Raw genomic sequence first — 16,932 nt, forward strand, 5'->3', positions numbered from 1 at the left:
CTAATCCAAGGTCATTGGTATTCCAAAATAGAATTCCAGAATTTTTAGTCTAAAAATATAATCGTATTTGGTACGCACTACTTCAGCCTCGGCGTTGTCAACTCGGGCCTGTGCCTGTGTAAAATCAAAGGCGTTCAATAGACCAACATCAAAACGTTCTTTAGAATATTGATAGGCTAATCGCCTAGCTTCCACTGTTTTTTCTGCCGCTTCGTAAGATTCAAAGGACACGTTGGCATTTACATATGCCTGGTTTATTTCGTTCTCTAAATCTAACTTTTGTTGCTCCAATTGTAGCTTTCGTTGTTCCACAGCAATTTCGGAACGTTCAATGCCATTTCTAACGCTAAAACCGTTAAAAATCGGAACATTCAACTGAACACCATAGGAAATACCGTCAAATATCCACAGCTGATCGGTAAAGCTAGGTGTAAAGAATACCGGTGGCCCTCCTTCAGTTACAGGTGGTCCTGGTATTTGGCCCACATCAGAATATCTTGTGTTATAGTTAAAAAACGCACCTATGGTAGGCATCAAGGCACCTTTACTGATGGCCAAGTCCTTTTCGGCCAATTCTATATTGGCTTCAGATAATTTTATGTCATTTCTAAACTCCAAGGCTTTTGCAAAAATAGTACTAGGCGAATTGTTCAAAATATCAGTTACCGGAACGTTAAAAGTCTCATCGGACACGTCAAAATTTTCGTAATCCCCAATCTGTAACAATTGTGCCAAACCAATTCTTGAAATTCGAACATTACCCTCGGTATTAACGATTTGTTGCCGCTGTGTAGCCGCTGTTGCCTCTATATCCAAAAGGTCACCACGCGGCACTACACCAGAAGCTACTAGTTCCTTTAATCTACTTAAATCTTGCTCTGTTGCCTTATATTGTGCTTTCGCAACATTTAAGGCCTCTTTGTTAGATAGAATATTTAAATATGCTACAGCAACTTGCAGCCTTATATCGTCTTTCAAGTCGTCTAATCGATATTGGTTTGCAATCGCATTTATTTTTGCCCTGTTTAAACGATGTACGTTACGTAGGCCATCAAATAGGGTCACAGCAGTTGTGATACCAGCGCTAACATTGTTCTGCGTTGTATTTGTTGGCAGGTTGTTTGTAGGATTAATAGAGAATCCTGTGTTGCTAGAATACGAAGTATTTGCATTCAATGAAGGTAAAAAATCCCCAATGGCATCGGACTTATCTATCATTACATTTTCTAGATCAAGCTCAAATTGCTCTACCGTTAAATTATTCTCCACAGCATATTCCACACACTCCTGTAAGGTCCATTTCTTAGCCTGTGCAGTTGTCACCGTTATTGCAAAAAGTAGCAATACCGTGCTTATAAAATATTTCATTTTTTGATGTTTTGATTATTGTTTTGATTGATGTCTACTCTTCTGTTTCCTCACCTTCGGCTCCTTCTTCTTCTCCTTTTTTGATAGGCTCGGTCTTGTTCCACTGTTTTACTCTATCTTCTTCGGTAAGTCCGGATAGAATTTCTACATTAACCCCGTCCGAGATACCGATTTCTATATCCTTGCGTTCAAATTTTTGGTCGGCTTCCTCCCCTATGGCCAACTCCACATAGGGTTTATTGGTTGTCTTGTCAAATTGTAGTAAAGCTTCTGGAATCACTAAAACGTCTTCTTTCTTCTCTAAAACTATGGACGCATTTGCGCTATAGCCAGCGCGAATAAAAACATCCTCGCTAACTTCCACGTCGCCCTCAATCTTAAACTGTACCGCACCAGCCTCTTCTATACCTTTTGGGGCTATAAATTTTAGTTTGGCATCCAATTCGGTTCCTTCCAAAGCACCTAATGTAATTTTTAAAGGAGTACCTACGGAAAGCTTTCCTACTTCTCCTTCATCTACCTTGCCTTCAAAAATCATCTTTGTTAGATCCGCAATCGTAGCAATGGAAGTACCATCATTAAAGTTGTTGGCCTGTATAACCTGGTCTCCTTCCTTTACCGGTATCTCTAATATGGTTCCAGATACCGTTGCACGAATATTGGTGTTTGCTGCTGCAGAACCACCAATAGACCCCTTTCGGATAATCTGATAGTCTGCGTTGGCATTTTTGAGCTCTTGCTTTGCTTGTTCAAAGGCCAATTCTAGATTGATAAAGTCTTGATTGGAAACCACGCCTTTGTCATACAAGGTCTTGTTGCGTTCGTATTCTATTTTGGAATTGTTCAGTGCCAATTCTGCATTACGGACCCGACCTTGGGCCTGATACAATGTTTGCTCGTTTGGCACCACCTTTATAACGGCTATCAAATCACCCGCTTTTACTTTAGCGCCTTCTTCAAGCAATATTTTGTCAATAATCCCAGAAATTTGTGGTTTTATCTCTACTTCGTCTTGGGGTATTACCTTACCTGTTGCCACCGTTTTCTTTTCAATTGTGGTCTTGAAAGGCTGCTGTGTTTCATAGGTTACAGCGGATTTACTATTGCTTTTGATAAAAAAAAGTGCTGCCCATAACGCCCCTAGCACCAAAACTCCGATGAGTATGTATTTTACAATTTTGTTCATTTTCTTACGTGTATTTATTATGTATTGGTTTAGTTTATTATTCTTCCCGAAGGGCATCAATAGGTTTTATACTAACTGCCCGTTGTGCCGGTATTAGACCAATGAGTACGCCTAAAATTACCATAAGCAACAATGATCCGATTACGTAAGGTATGGGCACGGTAGGATTAGTATATGGCAAATCTACATCTTGCGTAAACGCATCGATGCCTTTTAAGGTCAATGCACCCACAATGATGCCTATTATACCTGCTAATAAGGTCAAAAAGAGGGACTCTATTAAAATTTGGTTACGCACCTCTGCAGGAGTTGCACCTAAGGCGCGTCTTACCCCCAACTCTTTAGTACGTTCCTTAACGGAAATCAACAAAATATTTCCAATACCGATAACACCAGCCAGAATGGTTGCGATACCAACAATTAAGGATAAAAAGGTAAGTCCGTTTGAGAATCCAAAAATCTTTTTAAAGACCTCACCTAGGTTAAATGAGCCAATAGCTTTTTCGTCGCTTGGATCTACCTTATGTATACGTCTTAGATTGGCCTTAATATCTTGTTCTACTTTTACCACATCGGCATCGTCATAGGCAGCTATGGTAAACCAAGCAACATTATCACCGGTGTTGTATATTTTTTTATAGGTTGTGAATGGAATAAAAATATCACTATCGTTGTCGAACGGACCACCTCCTGCAAATTTATGCACCCCAACCACCTGAAAGCTCACGTCCTCTATTTCTAGATAACCGCCTATGGGATTTTCATCTTCATCAAAAAGTTCCTTTTGCGTTCTTTCACCAATAACACAGACTTTTCGTTCCTGTTCAATATCCTCATCGTTAATAAAACGGCCACCATCATAAATCTTTTTTGTCGCAATCTTGGTAAATTCGGGAAAATCGCCAAAAACGGAATAATTGCCGGATTTTATCCCTCTCGTAATTACGCCCGGGCTAGAACCAAACACACCACTTACATTTCGAGGCGCCAAGGTTTCTATTTCCGGTACCTGTCTTTTTAGCTCTTCGGCATCCTTTAATTTCAATTGAATTTGACGACCGGTTTTAAAACCAGCATAGGGCTTACTCGTACTTTGCGCCCAAATAAACATACTATTACGGGCTACGGTCTCAAATTGCTTTTCAAATCCATTGTCCAATCCTTTGGCAGCTCCGGAAAGCGCTATATAAATATAGATGCCAATAAAAACACCAAGCATGGTAAGGAACGTCCGTAACCTATTTTTTCCAATAGATTGAAAAATTTCCCGCCACGTATCCGAATCAAATAACTGTCTCATATTACTCGTCTCTTAATGCTACAATTGGTTTTATTCTGGCAGCTCTCTTTGCCGGCACATAAGCGGCCAAGGCACCTGCTATAATCAATAAAATGGTCACAAAAATTGCGGTCCCAGAATTAATAGAGGGGTTGGTAATGAAGTAATCGTCTTCCAATACTTTTCCACCGATGGAATTAAGCGTAACGATACCAAGTACCATCCCGATAAATCCGAAAATCGCGGTTATAAAGATCGACTCCAACAATATGGTGCTGATAATAATTTTAGGTGTTGCCCCCATGGCCTTACGAATGCCAATTTCTTTGGTGCGTTCCTTTACCACAAAAACCATAATGTTACTTATCCCCAGTATCCCGGAAATAATTACAGCAAAGGCTATCCCGGAAATAATAATTTTTAAAACACTTGCAAATTGCTGATTCTGTTTTAGATTGTCGGCTACGTTTTCGATATATATTCCACGAGGATCATCAGGACTAATTACTTTCTTTTTACGAATAAATTCATTTAGGTTTCTTTGAAATTTCATTGCCCCAGAGTAACCAATGGCTTCATTAAATGCCAAAGTAATCTGATTTACTTTGTCATTGTTTCCCTCAATGAGCTGGCGTGTAGTAAAAGGCAGGTACACATAACGCTCCTCATTATCACCACCGTCGTCTTGAAAAACACCTATAACCTTAAAAGCGCTTCCACCAATATCTATATATTCCCCTAGAGATTCCACCCCTTGAAAAAGATCTTTCTCAACCATTCTGCCGATTACAGCGTACTTGGTTCGATCTCGTAGATCTTTTGTATTGATGTATCGCCCCTTCATCATAATGGTCTTCTCGGCAAACTGCATTCCGGGAGCTATACCACGGGTGGTGTAGTTGTCGGATTTATCCTTATATGTTATTGATGCGCCGCGCTGTATTTGTGGGGTGATATATTCCATTAGCGGTGCAAATTCCTTTGCAATATCATCTAGATCACTATTCCTAAACTCAATTTGGCGTTTGGCTTTGTACCCTCCATATGGAAGCGTAGTCTGTGACGGATATATCCTAAAAATATTTGTGGCATCATCGCCAAAAAATTTCATAAAGGTATTATTAAGCCCATTACCCATGCCGTATAAAGTAACATAGATAAAGATTCCCAATGCCACCGTAAACCCGGTCAGAAAAGTACGGAGCTTATTCTTCTGGATGGTTTTTAATATTTCTTTCCAAGTATCAAAACTAAACATATTGGGATGCCCTTACTTGTTCAACTTTTTTATCTTCTACGATTACACCATCCTTTAAATGTACGATGCGCTTGCACATCTGGGCAATATCTTCCTCGTGGGTTACCACTAAAATGGTATTGCCAGCATCGTTTATTTTTTGAATTAAGTCCATAACCTCGTAAGATGTTGTACTATCCAATGCACCAGTTGGTTCATCCGCCAAAAGTACTTTTGGTTCTGCGGCCATAGCCCTAGCAATCGCTACACGCTGTTTTTGACCCCCAGAAAGTTCGCTGGGCAGGTGTGTGGCCCATTGTTTGAGTCCTACTTGCTCCAAATATTTTAATGCTTTTTCTTGTCGTTCCTTTCTACCAACTTTTTGATAATATAGGGGTAGTGCAACATTTTCAATAGCGCTCTTGTAGTTGATGAGATTGAACGATTGAAATATAAAACCTAGAAATTTATTACGGTACTGTGCGGCTTTGGTTTCGTTGAGATTCTTAATAGGCACATTATCCAAGGTATAAGAGCCTTCGTCCAATTCGTCCAACATACCCAAAATATTAAGCAGTGTTGACTTTCCAGATCCGGAAGACCCCATAATGGCAACAAGCTCACCTTCTTCTACAGAGAAATTTATTCCTTTAAGGACGTGTAACGAATTACTGCCCATTTTATAAGATTTGTGAAGATCTTTAATTTCTATCATGTTGGTTCTCTTAGTGGTTTGGAAGTTTTAAAATATTACATCCATCAATAGGACATAAAACTTCTATAAATGTTACAAAAAAAAATGTTTATTTTTTTACCTGCTTAATTTTGGGCAAACTGGTCCGGTTTTACTTCGTTCCATACCTTAATTTTATCTCCTTCGCTAATACCTGACTTTATCTCTACGTGTATACCATCACTAATTCCAATTTCAATATCCCTACGTTCAAATTTTTGTTCTCCGGTAGCGACCTCAACAAACGGTTTTTTTGTTTTATCATCAAACTGAACCAAAGCCTCCTTTACCGACAATACACTATCGGCCTTGGCTAAAATTATGGACGCATTGGCACTTAGTCCTGCTCGTATAAAAATAGAATCCTGTTTCTTCAGGGTGCCCTTTATTTCAAATTGTATGGCACCGTTTTCTTCCTTTCCTTTGGGAGCAATATAATCCAGAACCGCCTCAAAAATAACGTTTTCCAAGGCTCCTACGGTAATTTGTAACGGTAAGTTCTCTTTTATTTTCCCTACCTCGGATTCGTCTACTTTACCTTCAAAAATCATCTTCTCCACATCTGCAATTGCGGCTATGGTAGTACCTTCATTAAAATTATTGGCTTCTATGACCTGGTTCCCTACCTCAACAGGGACTTCCAGCACCATACCGCTTACTGTAGCCCTAATTTGGGTATTGGCTGCATTGCCGTATCCTTTGGTAGTACCTGTATTCACGATTTCAAAACGCTTATTGGCTGCTCTATAGGATTGTTTGGCTTGATCAAAAGCTACTTGTGCCCGATCTAAATCGGCTTGTGAGATAACTCCTTTGTTAAATATGGTCAATTGTCTATCATAGTTTCTTTTTTGATCATCAAGATTAATCTTGGCGTTATCAATTTCGTTTCGGGCATCGATAAGCGCATTTAAATTAGGTACTACTTTTATCTTAACCAATAAATCTCCAGATTTCACATAATCGCCTCCTTCTACGAACACTTCCTCTATAACACCAGAGATATTTGGTTTTATAAGTACCTCTTCCAAGGGCAAAATGCTTCCCGTGGCCATGGTTTTCTTAATGATGGTTTGTTTGGACGGCACATCGGTTTCATAAACCGTAGGGTCCTCCGCATTTTTTTGATACAAATAGTACATAGACCCGCCAAAGGCCAACACAATGACTAATAAAATACTAATGGTTACTGACTTTTTCATTTGTTAGGTTGATTTTAATTTTATGATCGATGTTATCACTCCGTTCTTAATGCTTCTATAGGACGTACTTTTATTGCACTCTGCGCAGGTATAAAACCTGCAAGCAAGCCAGATAGAATAAGAATCACCAATGCGCCTACCACAACTCCCAAACTTACACTGGGGTTCACAAACATATCCACCGGTCCTACGGAATCCAAAATTGCATTAATTCCATAGATAACAGCTGCCCCAAATATGATACCTGCCATTCCAGACATAATGGTCAAAAAGATAGATTCCATTAATATCTGCTTTTTAATTGACCATGGCGCTTCACCTAATGCCCTTCTAATACCTATCTCTTTAGTGCGTTCCTTAATGACGATAAGCATGATATTACTCACGCCTATAATACCGGACAGCAACACCAAGATGCCAACGAAATAAGCTACCCAGCGCAATGCACCAAAAAGGGACTCCACCCTATTAAACTGCTCGTAAAGGTCAAAGTACCCTACAGCTCGTTGATCCTCCGGATGAATAGTCCTATTCTCCTTTACCACATTTACTATTTGCTCCTTTAAGCTGGTAATGGAATTGTTATCGTTAGCGGTAATCGCCATCCATCCAACATCATTTCCTTTATTAAAGGCTTGTGAAAATGCGGTAAATGGAACAAATATCTCTTTTTGACCTTCCTCCCCGTCCCCATTATTATTTTTCTTCTTATAACTCCCAACTACCATAAAATTCACCCCTTGAATTTTAACGTAGGTACCTATGATATCCTCGCCTTTTTCGTACAGTTCGTTCTTTACACCATCACCGATTACGGCAACTTTACGGTTGTTGTCTATATCATTCTGGTTCACGAACCTACCGGAAGTAATGGTCATGGGCTCTTGCTTTATAATTTCGGGATAATCTCCATATACATTAAAAGCACCTGCATTAAGGCCTCTAATCACATTGTTGGCACCACCAAAACCTCCTAACTGGTTCCTTGGTGATATAAACCGAAGTCCTGGTACGCGATCGTTAATGGCAGTAACATCTTCTAATTTAAAATTGAACCGCCTTCCTTTGGGCAATCCCTTATAGGCCTTAGTCGTGTTTCGGGACCACATGAACATGGTATTCGTTGCTATATCCCCAAAATCTGCACGTATGCCGTTTTCCAAACCCTTACCAGCTGCCAAAAGAATAATCAGGATAAATATACCCCAGCCCACACCAAAAGCGGTTGCCAAGGTTCGGAACACATTTGTGGACAACACCTCTATTATTTCTTGCCAACGGTCTTTATTGAACATTATGATACCTTTTATTCTTATTATATCCACAACTGTATAACAGGAAGCAGTGGTGCGACTTACCAAAAAAACTATTCATCTTTTAGGGCATCGATTACATGAATTCTAGCTGCTCTCCAAGCAGGGAAAAAACCAGCCACCGCACCAGCGAATATCAGTACGAATACGGTTGCCAGAGCTACATTAAAATTTACTGAAGGATTTAGCACATAATCTATCTCCACATGCGGACCAATTAGCTCTAGTAAGCCCATACTAAAAATGAGCCCAGTGAAACCTGCGATGGCAGTTATAAAAACCGATTCGTGCAAAACCATGCCTATGATAGACCAAGGCTTGGCCCCTAAGGCTTTTCGAATTCCTATTTCCCTTGTGCGTTCCTTCACAACAATCAACATAATGTTGCTCACGCCAACTACCCCTGCTATAATGGTACAAATACCTACGAACCAAAAGAAAAGTTTTATGCCCAAAGTTAGACTGTAGAATCGCTTTGCCTCTTCCATAGGGTTCCATATCTGTATGGCACTGGTATCATCGGGCGCAACGGTGTGCGCTTGAAAGAGATACGCTCTTAATGAATTTTTGAATTCTATAGATTGTTCCACTGCTTCATCAAAATTCTCTACTGTAGGCAGGGTATAGCTAATATTATTTATGTAGTCCGCACCATTGAAAACCTGCTGTGCAGTTGTAATGGGTATGTATATGCGTTCTTCTTCGCGTTCCCCGCCTACATCACCATAAACACCGACAATTTTAAAGGGTATTCCAGAAATATCCAAAAACTGGCCCACCGGACTAAGTGTGTCCTTAAAGACGTCTCGTTTTATCTTGTTTCCTATTACTGCAACTTTGGTCACCCCTATCTCATCGCTATGATTCAAGAAACGCCCTTCTGACATGTAGGAGTTTTCTATAAACTGAAATTGGTGAGAAACACCCTGAACACCGTATGCAAGGGATTCCTTGCCATAATTCACAGAACCGTTCCGCACAAAATACCGTGGGGATTTATTCTCGATATCCTCTTCTAGGAGTCTTGCGGCAAAATCATAGTTTTCGTTTCGGAGTTGAATGCGTCTTCCCGGATTAAGTCCTTTATACTCCTTTGTAGTTACTCCCGGCCATACCCATACACTGGTTGCTGCATCTTCCTCAAACTCCTTTGCAATACCATTTTGCATGCCTTGACCAAAACCCAATAAAATAACTAGGATGAAAATACCCGATGCCACGGACAGACCGGTAAGAAAGGTGCGTAATTTATTTTTTCGAATAGTATCGAAAATTTCTTGCCATCGTTCTAAATCGAACATGTTGATTGGTTTTTGATTGATGCGTGTAATACTGATACCACACTATGGATAAGACTACAAATCCATAACAATGTTACACAATCAAATAAAAAAAAGTGTTAAATCTTTAAAATTATGTTAAGACCTCATTTTGCGATAGACAAAATAAAAAAGGCTCGCCACAAGAATATAAGGTATTGCCATGAGATAAACGATTCCATTATTAATACCCTCAGCTGTTTTCCCGGATTCCTCGCTTTCCAGAACCGCCCTGCACATGGCGCATTGCGCCTCAAGTGTATCAGGCACAAATACCAAAGAAATAAATATGATTACAAGAAAACCTTTTCGCATGGTTAATGGATATAATACGGTGAAATCATTACATAGACCACTACACCTGTAATGGCAACATAAAGCCAAATAGGAAATGTATATTTAGCTAAAGCTCTATGCCCCTCATAATCCTTTAAATATGCTTTAGCATAAGTTCTAAGTACTAATGGAACAATGGCAATGGACAATATGATATGCGTAAACAGTATAAAATAATAAACATAACGCACCACTCCTTCCCCTCCATAGGATGTTGAATCCGACGTCATGTGATAGGCTATATACATGATCAGAAACAAAAGTGACAACGCTATATTAAAGGTCATAATATTTTTATGCAATTGCTGATTGCCCTTCTTAATGGCTAAAACCGCAACAATTAACAACACGGCAGTTAAACCGTTAATACTCGCATAAATAGGAGGTAAAAATGACAAAGGCTCCACATTCGGTAGTTTCACACCAAAAAGCAAAGCTACCACTACCGGTATTACCACGGACACCACCGCTATCAATCTATTAAAACGTTTTTCTTTTGCAGTCGTCATCTCCATGCTATTCCTGTAATAATTTCTCAATATCCTCTTGTAAAATACTTATCTGCTCTACTTCACCATGATCGTTCTCCCCCATTTCTCTGGTGATGGCGCCCCGGTAATAGACTATAGGGTTACCAAACTTATCCAACCTAGATCTTATGTAGCCCTGACGATCGACTAGCGCGAACAGTCCAGAATGCTCAAAGCCTCCTGGGGCATCGGGCATTTCGGCCGCAAATATGTTGAAACCTCTGTTTGCCAAATCGTAAACCGCCTCTTTATTTCCTGTTAACAAATGCCAGTCCATATCGGTAATCCCGTATTTTTCGGCATATTTTTTTAAAACCTTGGGCGTATCATAATCCGGTGTAATACTAAAAGAAGCAACTCCAAAATCTGGTTGGTCTTTAAAATGATCTTGGAGCTCTACCAAGTTTTCTGTCATTAACGGACAAATACTGGGGCATGAGGTAAAAAAGAATTCAGCAACATACACTTTTCCTATATAATCCTTATCGGTAATAAGCAGACTATCTTGATTGATAAACTGGAAAGAGGGCACTTTACGTTTGACATCGTTCAATAACACGTAACTTAAGCCTTTCTCTTGAGGCACCGTATTCATTCTATCCATTTCAACAACGGTACCGGACTTAAGCCTATCCACTATTCTAGGCACCACTATTATCCCAAATACGAGTACGATCAAGGAAACCCAAACGTATGTATATTTCTTATTCACTATTTTGACCGGTTTGCGTTATTTTTTTTCAAGGCTAGCCTATATTCTGCTAAAATAATCTTTACATCATCTTCCATCTTATTGTTCAAATCAGCTACGGAGTTGGTATCAAAACCAAATTTTGTACCCACATCTTCGTCATCAGATCTACCCCTTAAATTTCTATCCTTATCGATTATAAAAACATAAGAAGAACTTAGGTCTTCCTTTAATTGGATATCTGTTTTTAGATTCTTGAACAGTTCTTTAATCGTCGCAGTATCAGTAAATGCAAACTTCCATTTAGACACGTCTGCAAGGTTGGAAAGTTCAGCCTTCAACTCTGTTACCTTCTCCTCATTGCCAAATGGCAACACCATAACAAATTGGAAGTCGTTAAATTCATGAAAACGTTTGTAGATTTTCTGATTAAGATTAAAGGCATTGCCTTTCTTACTTTCTACCTCGTTGCCCAAGAATCCGAGTACTGTAATTTTATCCTCAAACTTAATGGAGGTATCGGAGAAAGTAAGCTCTGGAATACCTTCTGTAAGCACTGCCAGTCTCCCAAAATTATTCACTCCAGAAGCAAAAAAAAGGTAAGCCACTATGGGAAGTATAAAAAGGACGATAAGTACAAATGTTTTTTTCATCGATTGTCACTTTATAGCTTAGTAACTACTAATCCTATTCCTTTTAGCCGAACACCTATTTCATGACCCCCGCCTTATTCAAATTCAATTTCCTTGAACCTAAAACTTTCGGAGAACCTGCACAATGCGACCTAAAACCGAACCTTGCAAAAATAAAAAAGACGGTGTTTAAACCGTCTTTTAATTCTGTTAATTATATCTTAGAAATTCCAAGTTATAAATCCGTCCTTATAAATATTATAAATATAGTCCGCTTCTACGAGCAGTATAAAAACCAAGTAGATAACCAGGAATATAGGCGTCCAAACAATGGCTCTTCTAAGAGCACTTTTTTCATCTCTAAGGTGCATAAAGTCCCATGCTATATAATAAGCTTTAACCAACGTAAGAATAATAAAAATCCAATTTAAGAGCTTCATTCCCAGAAAATAGGTTCCAGTAAGGACAGCAGGCTTAATAATTCCTAAGATTACCTCAACAATTGTGATAATAGTCAAGAAAATTAGAACGCCCCATATTTTTTGGGTATTCGATTTAAATTTCAAGAGCCCTCTAAAAATTTCTAGTTTATGTTCGTGTGCCATTTTATATTATAAGTAAATTATACATTTTGACTAGTAATTACACTAGGTAGAAAAAGGTGAAAACAAATACCCAAACTAAATCTACAAAGTGCCAATATAGTCCAACTTTCTCAACCATTTCATAATGACCTCTTCGCTCATAGGTACCAATGACTACGTTGAAGAAAATAATTAAATTAATCATTACACCTGAAAACACGTGAAACCCGTGAAATCCTGTAATAAAAAAGAAGAAATCGGCAAACAGCCTACTTCCATACTCGTTCCGCATCAAATTTGCGCCCTCAACTACCAGCGTCGCACTTTTAATTTTTTCCAATGACTCCTGCCTTGTCAAAAGGGTCTTCTCCCCTTCCTCGTTAAGCACTTCTGTCCTAATTAGTATGTTCGAATTCGCCTCAAATCCTTTCGTAACCTCATTTAAAGAATAGGACGGGAGAGCTTTTTCCTCATAATACCAAATTCCATTCTTTTTTTCATGCGCTACCCGCTCATCCGGTATAACAGTTGCAAAATCTGCAAGCGCAGCTCTTTTTCCCGTATCTGCGTCTACAAATTGAAGTATTCTTCCCCCTTTGGTTTCCAAGGCACCAAAATCTCCTTTAATAAAAGTTGCCCACTCCCATGCCTGAGACCCAACAAATATTGCTCCTCCAATAATGGTTGCGAACATATACCAGATAACTGCGTTCTTTTTCATCTTATGACCAGCGTCCACAGCCAATACCATAGTCACAGAAGACATGATTAGCACAAACGTCATAAAGGCCACATAATACATTGGTGCTTCCACACCGTGAAGTCCTGGGAAGTGGGTAAACACTTCATCTGCAATTGGCCATGTCTCTATGAACTTGAACCTTGAGAAACCATATGCAGCCAAAAACCCAGAAAAAGTAAGGGCATCTGAGACTAAGAAAAACCACATCATTAATTTCCCGTAGCTTGCCCCTAAAGGCCTATTGCCACCACCCCAAACGTTTTCTTCTTCTCCCGTTGTAACCGTAGTATCCATAGATTGATTTATCGTTTTAATAAAACTTTAGCAAATTTACATTTTTTTCAACTATTTAAAAGCTGAATTGTATTCAAAACTATTTTTGTTTAAAAATATTATCTCATAAAGGTCATAAACAACACCAAATACACCCATAAAAGGTCTAAAAAATGCCAAAACGTAGCTCCTAGAGATATTCCCAAATACTCTTGTGAAGAGTAATTGCCTTTTGTCTGTTTGTAGATTACGACCAACAGGGAAGCAATGCCTGCCACTACATGTACAATATGTACCATTGCAATCAAAAACATATAGGACATTTTTATACTACTTGTTGGCCCGGTAAAGTAATAGCCCTGCGCGACCATTTCAGAAAACCCAACAAACTGTAATACGATAAACGTAATTCCTAAACCAAGTGTTACCAACAACCATGTGGTCCCGCCTTTTTGATTATCCTTTTTTACGGCCATTTTAGCCAAGATATACGTTACGCTACTTACGACCAGCAGTACCGTACTTATATAAAAAGCATTTGGAAGACTTAGGTCACTTGCCCAGTCTTCACGTGCGCTACTTACTATGTATGCACTTGTCCAACCAGCAAATCCCATCAGCAGACTAACAATACCAAACCACAGCATCATTTGTTGCGCTCTGTCTTTCTTCTCTTTCGACGTACCTTGCGTTAAATCCATCCTACCCTATAAATTTATCAATTACATAAACAATCTGCATTAAAGTAATATAGCTAACACTAGCCAGCATTAACCTTCTCGCAGAAACATTATCCCTCTTTGTATATAGACGCAATGCAATAAATAACATTACGCCCCCCATTAAGAATATTAAAACTGCAGCAGGAACAGATAATCGAAGTTCACCTGTAATTCCAAAAACAGGAATAACGGATATGACCATCATCCAAATCGTATACATAATAATTTGCAAGGCAGTTCCAGTATCTTTTTTTCCAGTTGGAAGCATTTTAAAACCTCCCTTTTTATAATCCTCGTCCAGCATCCAACCTAAGGCCCAAAAATGTGGAAATTGCCAAAAGAACTGAATCATGAACAATGTACCCGGCTCAATACCAAACTCGTTCGTTGCAGCTACCCAACCCAACATAAACGGAATTGCACCTGGGAAAGCTCCAACAAATACCGCTAGCGGAGTTTTTGTCTTTAAAGGTGTATAGACACTTGTATATAGAAAAATGGAAATGGCGCCAAACATGGCGGTTTTAGCGTTTAAAAAATACAGGCTTACTACCCCCATTATCGTTAAGGCTACAGCTATAGTCATTGCCGTACCAACCTTCATTCTTCCGGCAGGTATTGGTCTATTTGCCGTACGGCTCATTAAGGCATCCAGATCACGCTCAATCACTTGATTGTATGCATTACTGGCGCCCACCATACAGTATCCACCAAATGCCAATAAGAAAATTGCAGATATACTAAGTTGCTCCGCTCCAAGAAAATACCCAGCAATGGAAGAAAAGACGACACTAACCGCGAGTCTTGCTTTGGTAATTTCCTTAAAATCGGCAAAAATCAACGCAAATGAGTTGCTTTTTGCTTCACCTACAACGGTTTTCATCTTCTTTAAAATAGGGGTACAAAGATAACCTCCAAGGAATATCCCTGCAACCAAATACCGCTATTTCTGATTTATTTAAGAACTCCTGAATAAGATACTAATTTATGTAGATAACAAACACAAGGCTATCCAAATACATTTTGGCATAAAAAAATGAGCACAAAAAAATCCCGAGGGAAATCCTCGGGATTTTTCGTTATATAAACTTACGTATCTCTATTGTAGTTTAAAGGTAATTGGAATACTGAATGGCACACGTACCGCTCTTCCTCTTTGCTTACCTGGAGTCATCTTAGGCAATTTGTCTATAATCCTAGCTGCTTCCTTTTCCAAATTCTTATCCGGCCCTCTCATTCTTACTCCACCAATACTCCCATCTTTTTGGATTACGAACATCACATTTACCCTACCTTGCACACCCATCTCTTGGGCAATTTCAGGATAACGGAAGTTTTTGGCGATATGTTTTTGAATCATTTTGTTGAAACAGGCTCTTTTATCGCTTTCATTCTCGCATCCAGGAAACACTGGTACATCCTCAATTACAGAGAAAGGTACATCCAAGTCTTCTTCCATCTCCTCTACAACAACATCTTCGACCTCAATAATCTCTTCCTCCTGACTTGTTTCCGTAGACTCTATGATGGTCTCCTCTACCTCTTCCTCATCCTCTACAATCTCAATAACTTCTGGAGCTTGTGGTGGTGGTGGTGGTGGTGGTGTTTTAATCTGTTCGGTCATTGGAACTTCTTCGTCCAACAAATCGTCTACGTTCATAGAAGTATCATACTCGCTGACCTTATCGTACGTTTTCCACTCAAATGCCACATACGTAAGTAGCATAACCGCAGCCAAACCTAATACGAAATAGAGACTACTATTTTTTGTTAAGTCTGCCTTTGGATTCTTTTTCGGTTCCATATCTATTCAATTTAGTGTTTGCTAATTTAACTAATTAATTACTAAAAATACAATTAAAATTTTCATTTTAAAGCCCAATCCCTGGAAACTAGGCTCTTAACTGTAAACATCCCGGCCAGAGCACCAATGGAATTGGCTAAAACGTCAAATATGTCACCATGTCTGTTCTCTGTAAACCAATATTGCAAGAACTCTATTAGTATCCCGTAAGCGATTGCAAAAAAGAAAGCGCATAACAGTACTTTTCGAAGTGTTGGTTTTAAGGTAAAAAATTCCTGTATCGCCTTAACCCCTACTATTACCAATACAAAATAAAATGTAAAGTGTACCATTTTATCTACATGAGGCACATTGAATCTAGGCAACCCCATACTACCTGTAAAAGAAAATAAGCTGGAAAATGTGATAAACATTAACCAACTTACAAACAGTATTCTAAAAAAAAAGGGTTTAAGCACCAATCAATGCTTTGTAATCCGCATCACTCAACAACTCACTTGCCTCATCCGGATTGCTTATTTTAATCTTGACCATCCATCCATTTCCGTAGGGATCAGAATTCACCACCTCGGGCTCATCTTCCAGCCCTTCGTTAAACTCGATAATCTCTCCTGACAAAGGCAAAAACAAATCTGATACCGTTTTCACTGCTTCAACAGTTCCAAAAACCGCATCTTTCTCTAATACTTCGTCAAGGGTATCGACCTCTACGTAAACAATATCACCCAATTCGCCTTGTGCAAAGTCGGTAATACCTACCGTAGCTATATCGCCTTCGATTTTAATCCATTCGTGGTCTTTGGTGTACTTTAATTCTGCCGGTATATTCATTATTTTTCAAGTTAGATATCAGACAAATGTAACTGATTCTGTAAAGGTTTTCAAAAAAATTAAAGACAGATACCCACCAATTTAAACAAACGTTGTACCGGGAGGTCAAAAAACCAGTTTGAGACAATTTAAAGGAATCCACCACACCTC

At 39.1% G+C, this 16,932-nt stretch carries 19 protein-coding genes; all 19 read right to left on the reverse strand.

The genetic code is table 11. The features are described 5' to 3' along the window. Complete coding sequence (locus MS6x_RS06095; RefSeq protein ID WP_482606085.1) at positions 1 to 1,368, reverse strand: TolC family protein; 1,368 nt, start codon at positions 1,366 to 1,368, stop codon at positions 1 to 3. 34 nt (positions 1,369 to 1,402) lie between these two features. Next, positions 1,403 to 2,554, reverse strand: coding sequence for an efflux RND transporter periplasmic adaptor subunit (locus MS6x_RS06100; RefSeq protein ID WP_482606086.1), 1,152 nt, complete (start codon positions 2,552 to 2,554; stop codon positions 1,403 to 1,405). A gap of 37 nt (positions 2,555 to 2,591) precedes the next feature. Further along, complete coding sequence (locus tag MS6x_RS06105; RefSeq protein ID WP_482606088.1) at positions 2,592 to 3,854, reverse strand: ABC transporter permease; 1,263 nt, start codon at positions 3,852 to 3,854, stop codon at positions 2,592 to 2,594. A gap of 1 nt (position 3,855) precedes the next feature. Continuing rightward, entirely contained in the window at positions 3,856 to 5,091 is a 1,236-nt protein-coding gene (locus MS6x_RS06110) for an ABC transporter permease (RefSeq protein ID WP_482606090.1), read from the reverse strand. After that, positions 5,084 to 5,785 carry an ABC transporter ATP-binding protein gene (locus MS6x_RS06115; protein ID WP_482606092.1) on the reverse strand — a complete coding sequence of 234 codons (702 nt, stop codon included), beginning with the start codon at positions 5,783 to 5,785 and terminating at the stop codon, positions 5,084 to 5,086. The genes MS6x_RS06110 and MS6x_RS06115 overlap by 8 nt, the downstream gene beginning before the upstream one ends. 104 nt (positions 5,786 to 5,889) lie before the next feature. Beyond that, positions 5,890 to 7,005 carry an efflux RND transporter periplasmic adaptor subunit gene (locus MS6x_RS06120; protein WP_482606093.1) on the reverse strand — a complete coding sequence of 372 codons (1,116 nt, stop codon included), beginning with the start codon at positions 7,003 to 7,005 and terminating at the stop codon, positions 5,890 to 5,892. 35 nt (positions 7,006 to 7,040) lie between these two features. Continuing rightward, the gene (locus tag MS6x_RS06125) at positions 7,041 to 8,300 is read right to left on the reverse strand and encodes an ABC transporter permease (protein ID WP_482606095.1); all 1,260 of its coding nucleotides are present in this window, start codon (positions 8,298 to 8,300) and stop codon (positions 7,041 to 7,043) included. 71 nt (positions 8,301 to 8,371) lie between these two features. Further along, a complete protein-coding gene (locus MS6x_RS06130) occupies positions 8,372 to 9,619 on the reverse strand; it encodes an ABC transporter permease (protein ID WP_482606096.1) in 1,248 nt (415 codons plus the stop codon). A gap of 117 nt (positions 9,620 to 9,736) precedes the next feature. After that, positions 9,737 to 9,952: a hypothetical protein gene (locus MS6x_RS06135; RefSeq protein ID WP_482606097.1), complete on the reverse strand. Its 216-nt coding sequence runs from the start codon at positions 9,950 to 9,952 to the stop codon at positions 9,737 to 9,739. A 2-nt stretch (positions 9,953 to 9,954) separates the two neighbouring features. Further along, a complete protein-coding gene (locus MS6x_RS06140; protein WP_482606098.1) occupies positions 9,955 to 10,488 on the reverse strand; it encodes a DUF420 domain-containing protein in 534 nt (177 codons plus the stop codon). A 1-nt stretch (position 10,489) separates the two neighbouring features. After that, positions 10,490 to 11,218: an SCO family protein gene (locus MS6x_RS06145; protein ID WP_482607149.1), complete on the reverse strand. Its 729-nt coding sequence runs from the start codon at positions 11,216 to 11,218 to the stop codon at positions 10,490 to 10,492. Next, positions 11,215 to 11,847, reverse strand: a complete 633-nt coding sequence (locus MS6x_RS06150) for a hypothetical protein (RefSeq protein WP_482606100.1) — start codon at positions 11,845 to 11,847, stop codon at positions 11,215 to 11,217. The genes MS6x_RS06145 and MS6x_RS06150 overlap by 4 nt, the downstream gene beginning before the upstream one ends. 200 nt (positions 11,848 to 12,047) lie before the next feature. Beyond that, a complete protein-coding gene (locus tag MS6x_RS06155; protein WP_482606102.1) occupies positions 12,048 to 12,431 on the reverse strand; it encodes a cytochrome C oxidase subunit IV family protein in 384 nt (127 codons plus the stop codon). Positions 12,432 to 12,468: 37 nt separating this feature from the next. After that, positions 12,469 to 13,446 (reverse strand): cytochrome c oxidase subunit 3, encoded by a 978-nt coding sequence (locus tag MS6x_RS06160; protein WP_482606104.1) that lies wholly within the window; start codon positions 13,444 to 13,446, stop codon positions 12,469 to 12,471. A gap of 98 nt (positions 13,447 to 13,544) precedes the next feature. Next, the gene (locus MS6x_RS06165; protein WP_482606105.1) at positions 13,545 to 14,126 is read right to left on the reverse strand and encodes a cytochrome c oxidase subunit 3; all 582 of its coding nucleotides are present in this window, start codon (positions 14,124 to 14,126) and stop codon (positions 13,545 to 13,547) included. 1 nt (position 14,127) lies between these two features. Next, a complete protein-coding gene (gene cyoE, locus MS6x_RS06170; RefSeq protein ID WP_482606106.1) occupies positions 14,128 to 15,030 on the reverse strand; it encodes a heme o synthase in 903 nt (300 codons plus the stop codon). Positions 15,031 to 15,246: 216 nt separating this feature from the next. Continuing rightward, positions 15,247 to 15,951, reverse strand: coding sequence for an energy transducer TonB (locus MS6x_RS06175; protein ID WP_482606108.1), 705 nt, complete (start codon positions 15,949 to 15,951; stop codon positions 15,247 to 15,249). A 62-nt stretch (positions 15,952 to 16,013) separates the two neighbouring features. Then, positions 16,014 to 16,364: a VanZ family protein gene (locus tag MS6x_RS06180; protein WP_482606109.1), complete on the reverse strand. Its 351-nt coding sequence runs from the start codon at positions 16,362 to 16,364 to the stop codon at positions 16,014 to 16,016. A 37-nt stretch (positions 16,365 to 16,401) separates the two neighbouring features. Continuing rightward, positions 16,402 to 16,782 (reverse strand): glycine cleavage system protein GcvH, encoded by a 381-nt coding sequence (gene gcvH / locus MS6x_RS06185; RefSeq protein ID WP_482606110.1) that lies wholly within the window; start codon positions 16,780 to 16,782, stop codon positions 16,402 to 16,404. Positions 16,783 to 16,932 lie beyond the last annotated feature (150 nt).

It is taken from the genome of Maribacter sp. MS6 (genome assembly GCF_056839185.1).

Coding starts and splice junctions, on each gene's coding strand:
- MS6x_RS06095 (WP_482606085.1), bottom strand. CDS start 1,368: ATGAAATATTTTATAAGCACGGTATTGCTACTTTTTGCAATAACGGTG.
- MS6x_RS06100 (WP_482606086.1), bottom strand. CDS start 2,554: ATGAACAAAATTGTAAAATACATACTCATCGGAGTTTTGGTGCTAGGG.
- MS6x_RS06105 (WP_482606088.1), bottom strand. CDS start 3,854: ATGAGACAGTTATTTGATTCGGATACGTGGCGGGAAATTTTTCAATCT.
- MS6x_RS06110 (WP_482606090.1), bottom strand. CDS start 5,091: ATGTTTAGTTTTGATACTTGGAAAGAAATATTAAAAACCATCCAGAAG.
- MS6x_RS06115 (WP_482606092.1), bottom strand. CDS start 5,785: ATGATAGAAATTAAAGATCTTCACAAATCTTATAAAATGGGCAGTAAT.
- MS6x_RS06120 (WP_482606093.1), bottom strand. CDS start 7,005: ATGAAAAAGTCAGTAACCATTAGTATTTTATTAGTCATTGTGTTGGCC.
- MS6x_RS06125 (WP_482606095.1), bottom strand. CDS start 8,300: ATGTTCAATAAAGACCGTTGGCAAGAAATAATAGAGGTGTTGTCCACA.
- MS6x_RS06130 (WP_482606096.1), bottom strand. CDS start 9,619: ATGTTCGATTTAGAACGATGGCAAGAAATTTTCGATACTATTCGAAAA.
- MS6x_RS06135 (WP_482606097.1), bottom strand. CDS start 9,952: ATGCGAAAAGGTTTTCTTGTAATCATATTTATTTCTTTGGTATTTGTG.
- MS6x_RS06140 (WP_482606098.1), bottom strand. CDS start 10,488: ATGGAGATGACGACTGCAAAAGAAAAACGTTTTAATAGATTGATAGCG.
- MS6x_RS06150 (WP_482606100.1), bottom strand. CDS start 11,847: ATGAAAAAAACATTTGTACTTATCGTCCTTTTTATACTTCCCATAGTG.
- MS6x_RS06155 (WP_482606102.1), bottom strand. CDS start 12,431: ATGGCACACGAACATAAACTAGAAATTTTTAGAGGGCTCTTGAAATTT.
- MS6x_RS06160 (WP_482606104.1), bottom strand. CDS start 13,446: ATGGATACTACGGTTACAACGGGAGAAGAAGAAAACGTTTGGGGTGGT.
- MS6x_RS06165 (WP_482606105.1), bottom strand. CDS start 14,126: ATGGATTTAACGCAAGGTACGTCGAAAGAGAAGAAAGACAGAGCGCAA.
- cyoE (WP_482606106.1), bottom strand. CDS start 15,030: ATGAAAACCGTTGTAGGTGAAGCAAAAAGCAACTCATTTGCGTTGATT.
- MS6x_RS06175 (WP_482606108.1), bottom strand. CDS start 15,951: ATGGAACCGAAAAAGAATCCAAAGGCAGACTTAACAAAAAATAGTAGT.
- MS6x_RS06180 (WP_482606109.1), bottom strand. CDS start 16,364: ATGTTTATCACATTTTCCAGCTTATTTTCTTTTACAGGTAGTATGGGG.
- gcvH (WP_482606110.1), bottom strand. CDS start 16,782: ATGAATATACCGGCAGAATTAAAGTACACCAAAGACCACGAATGGATT.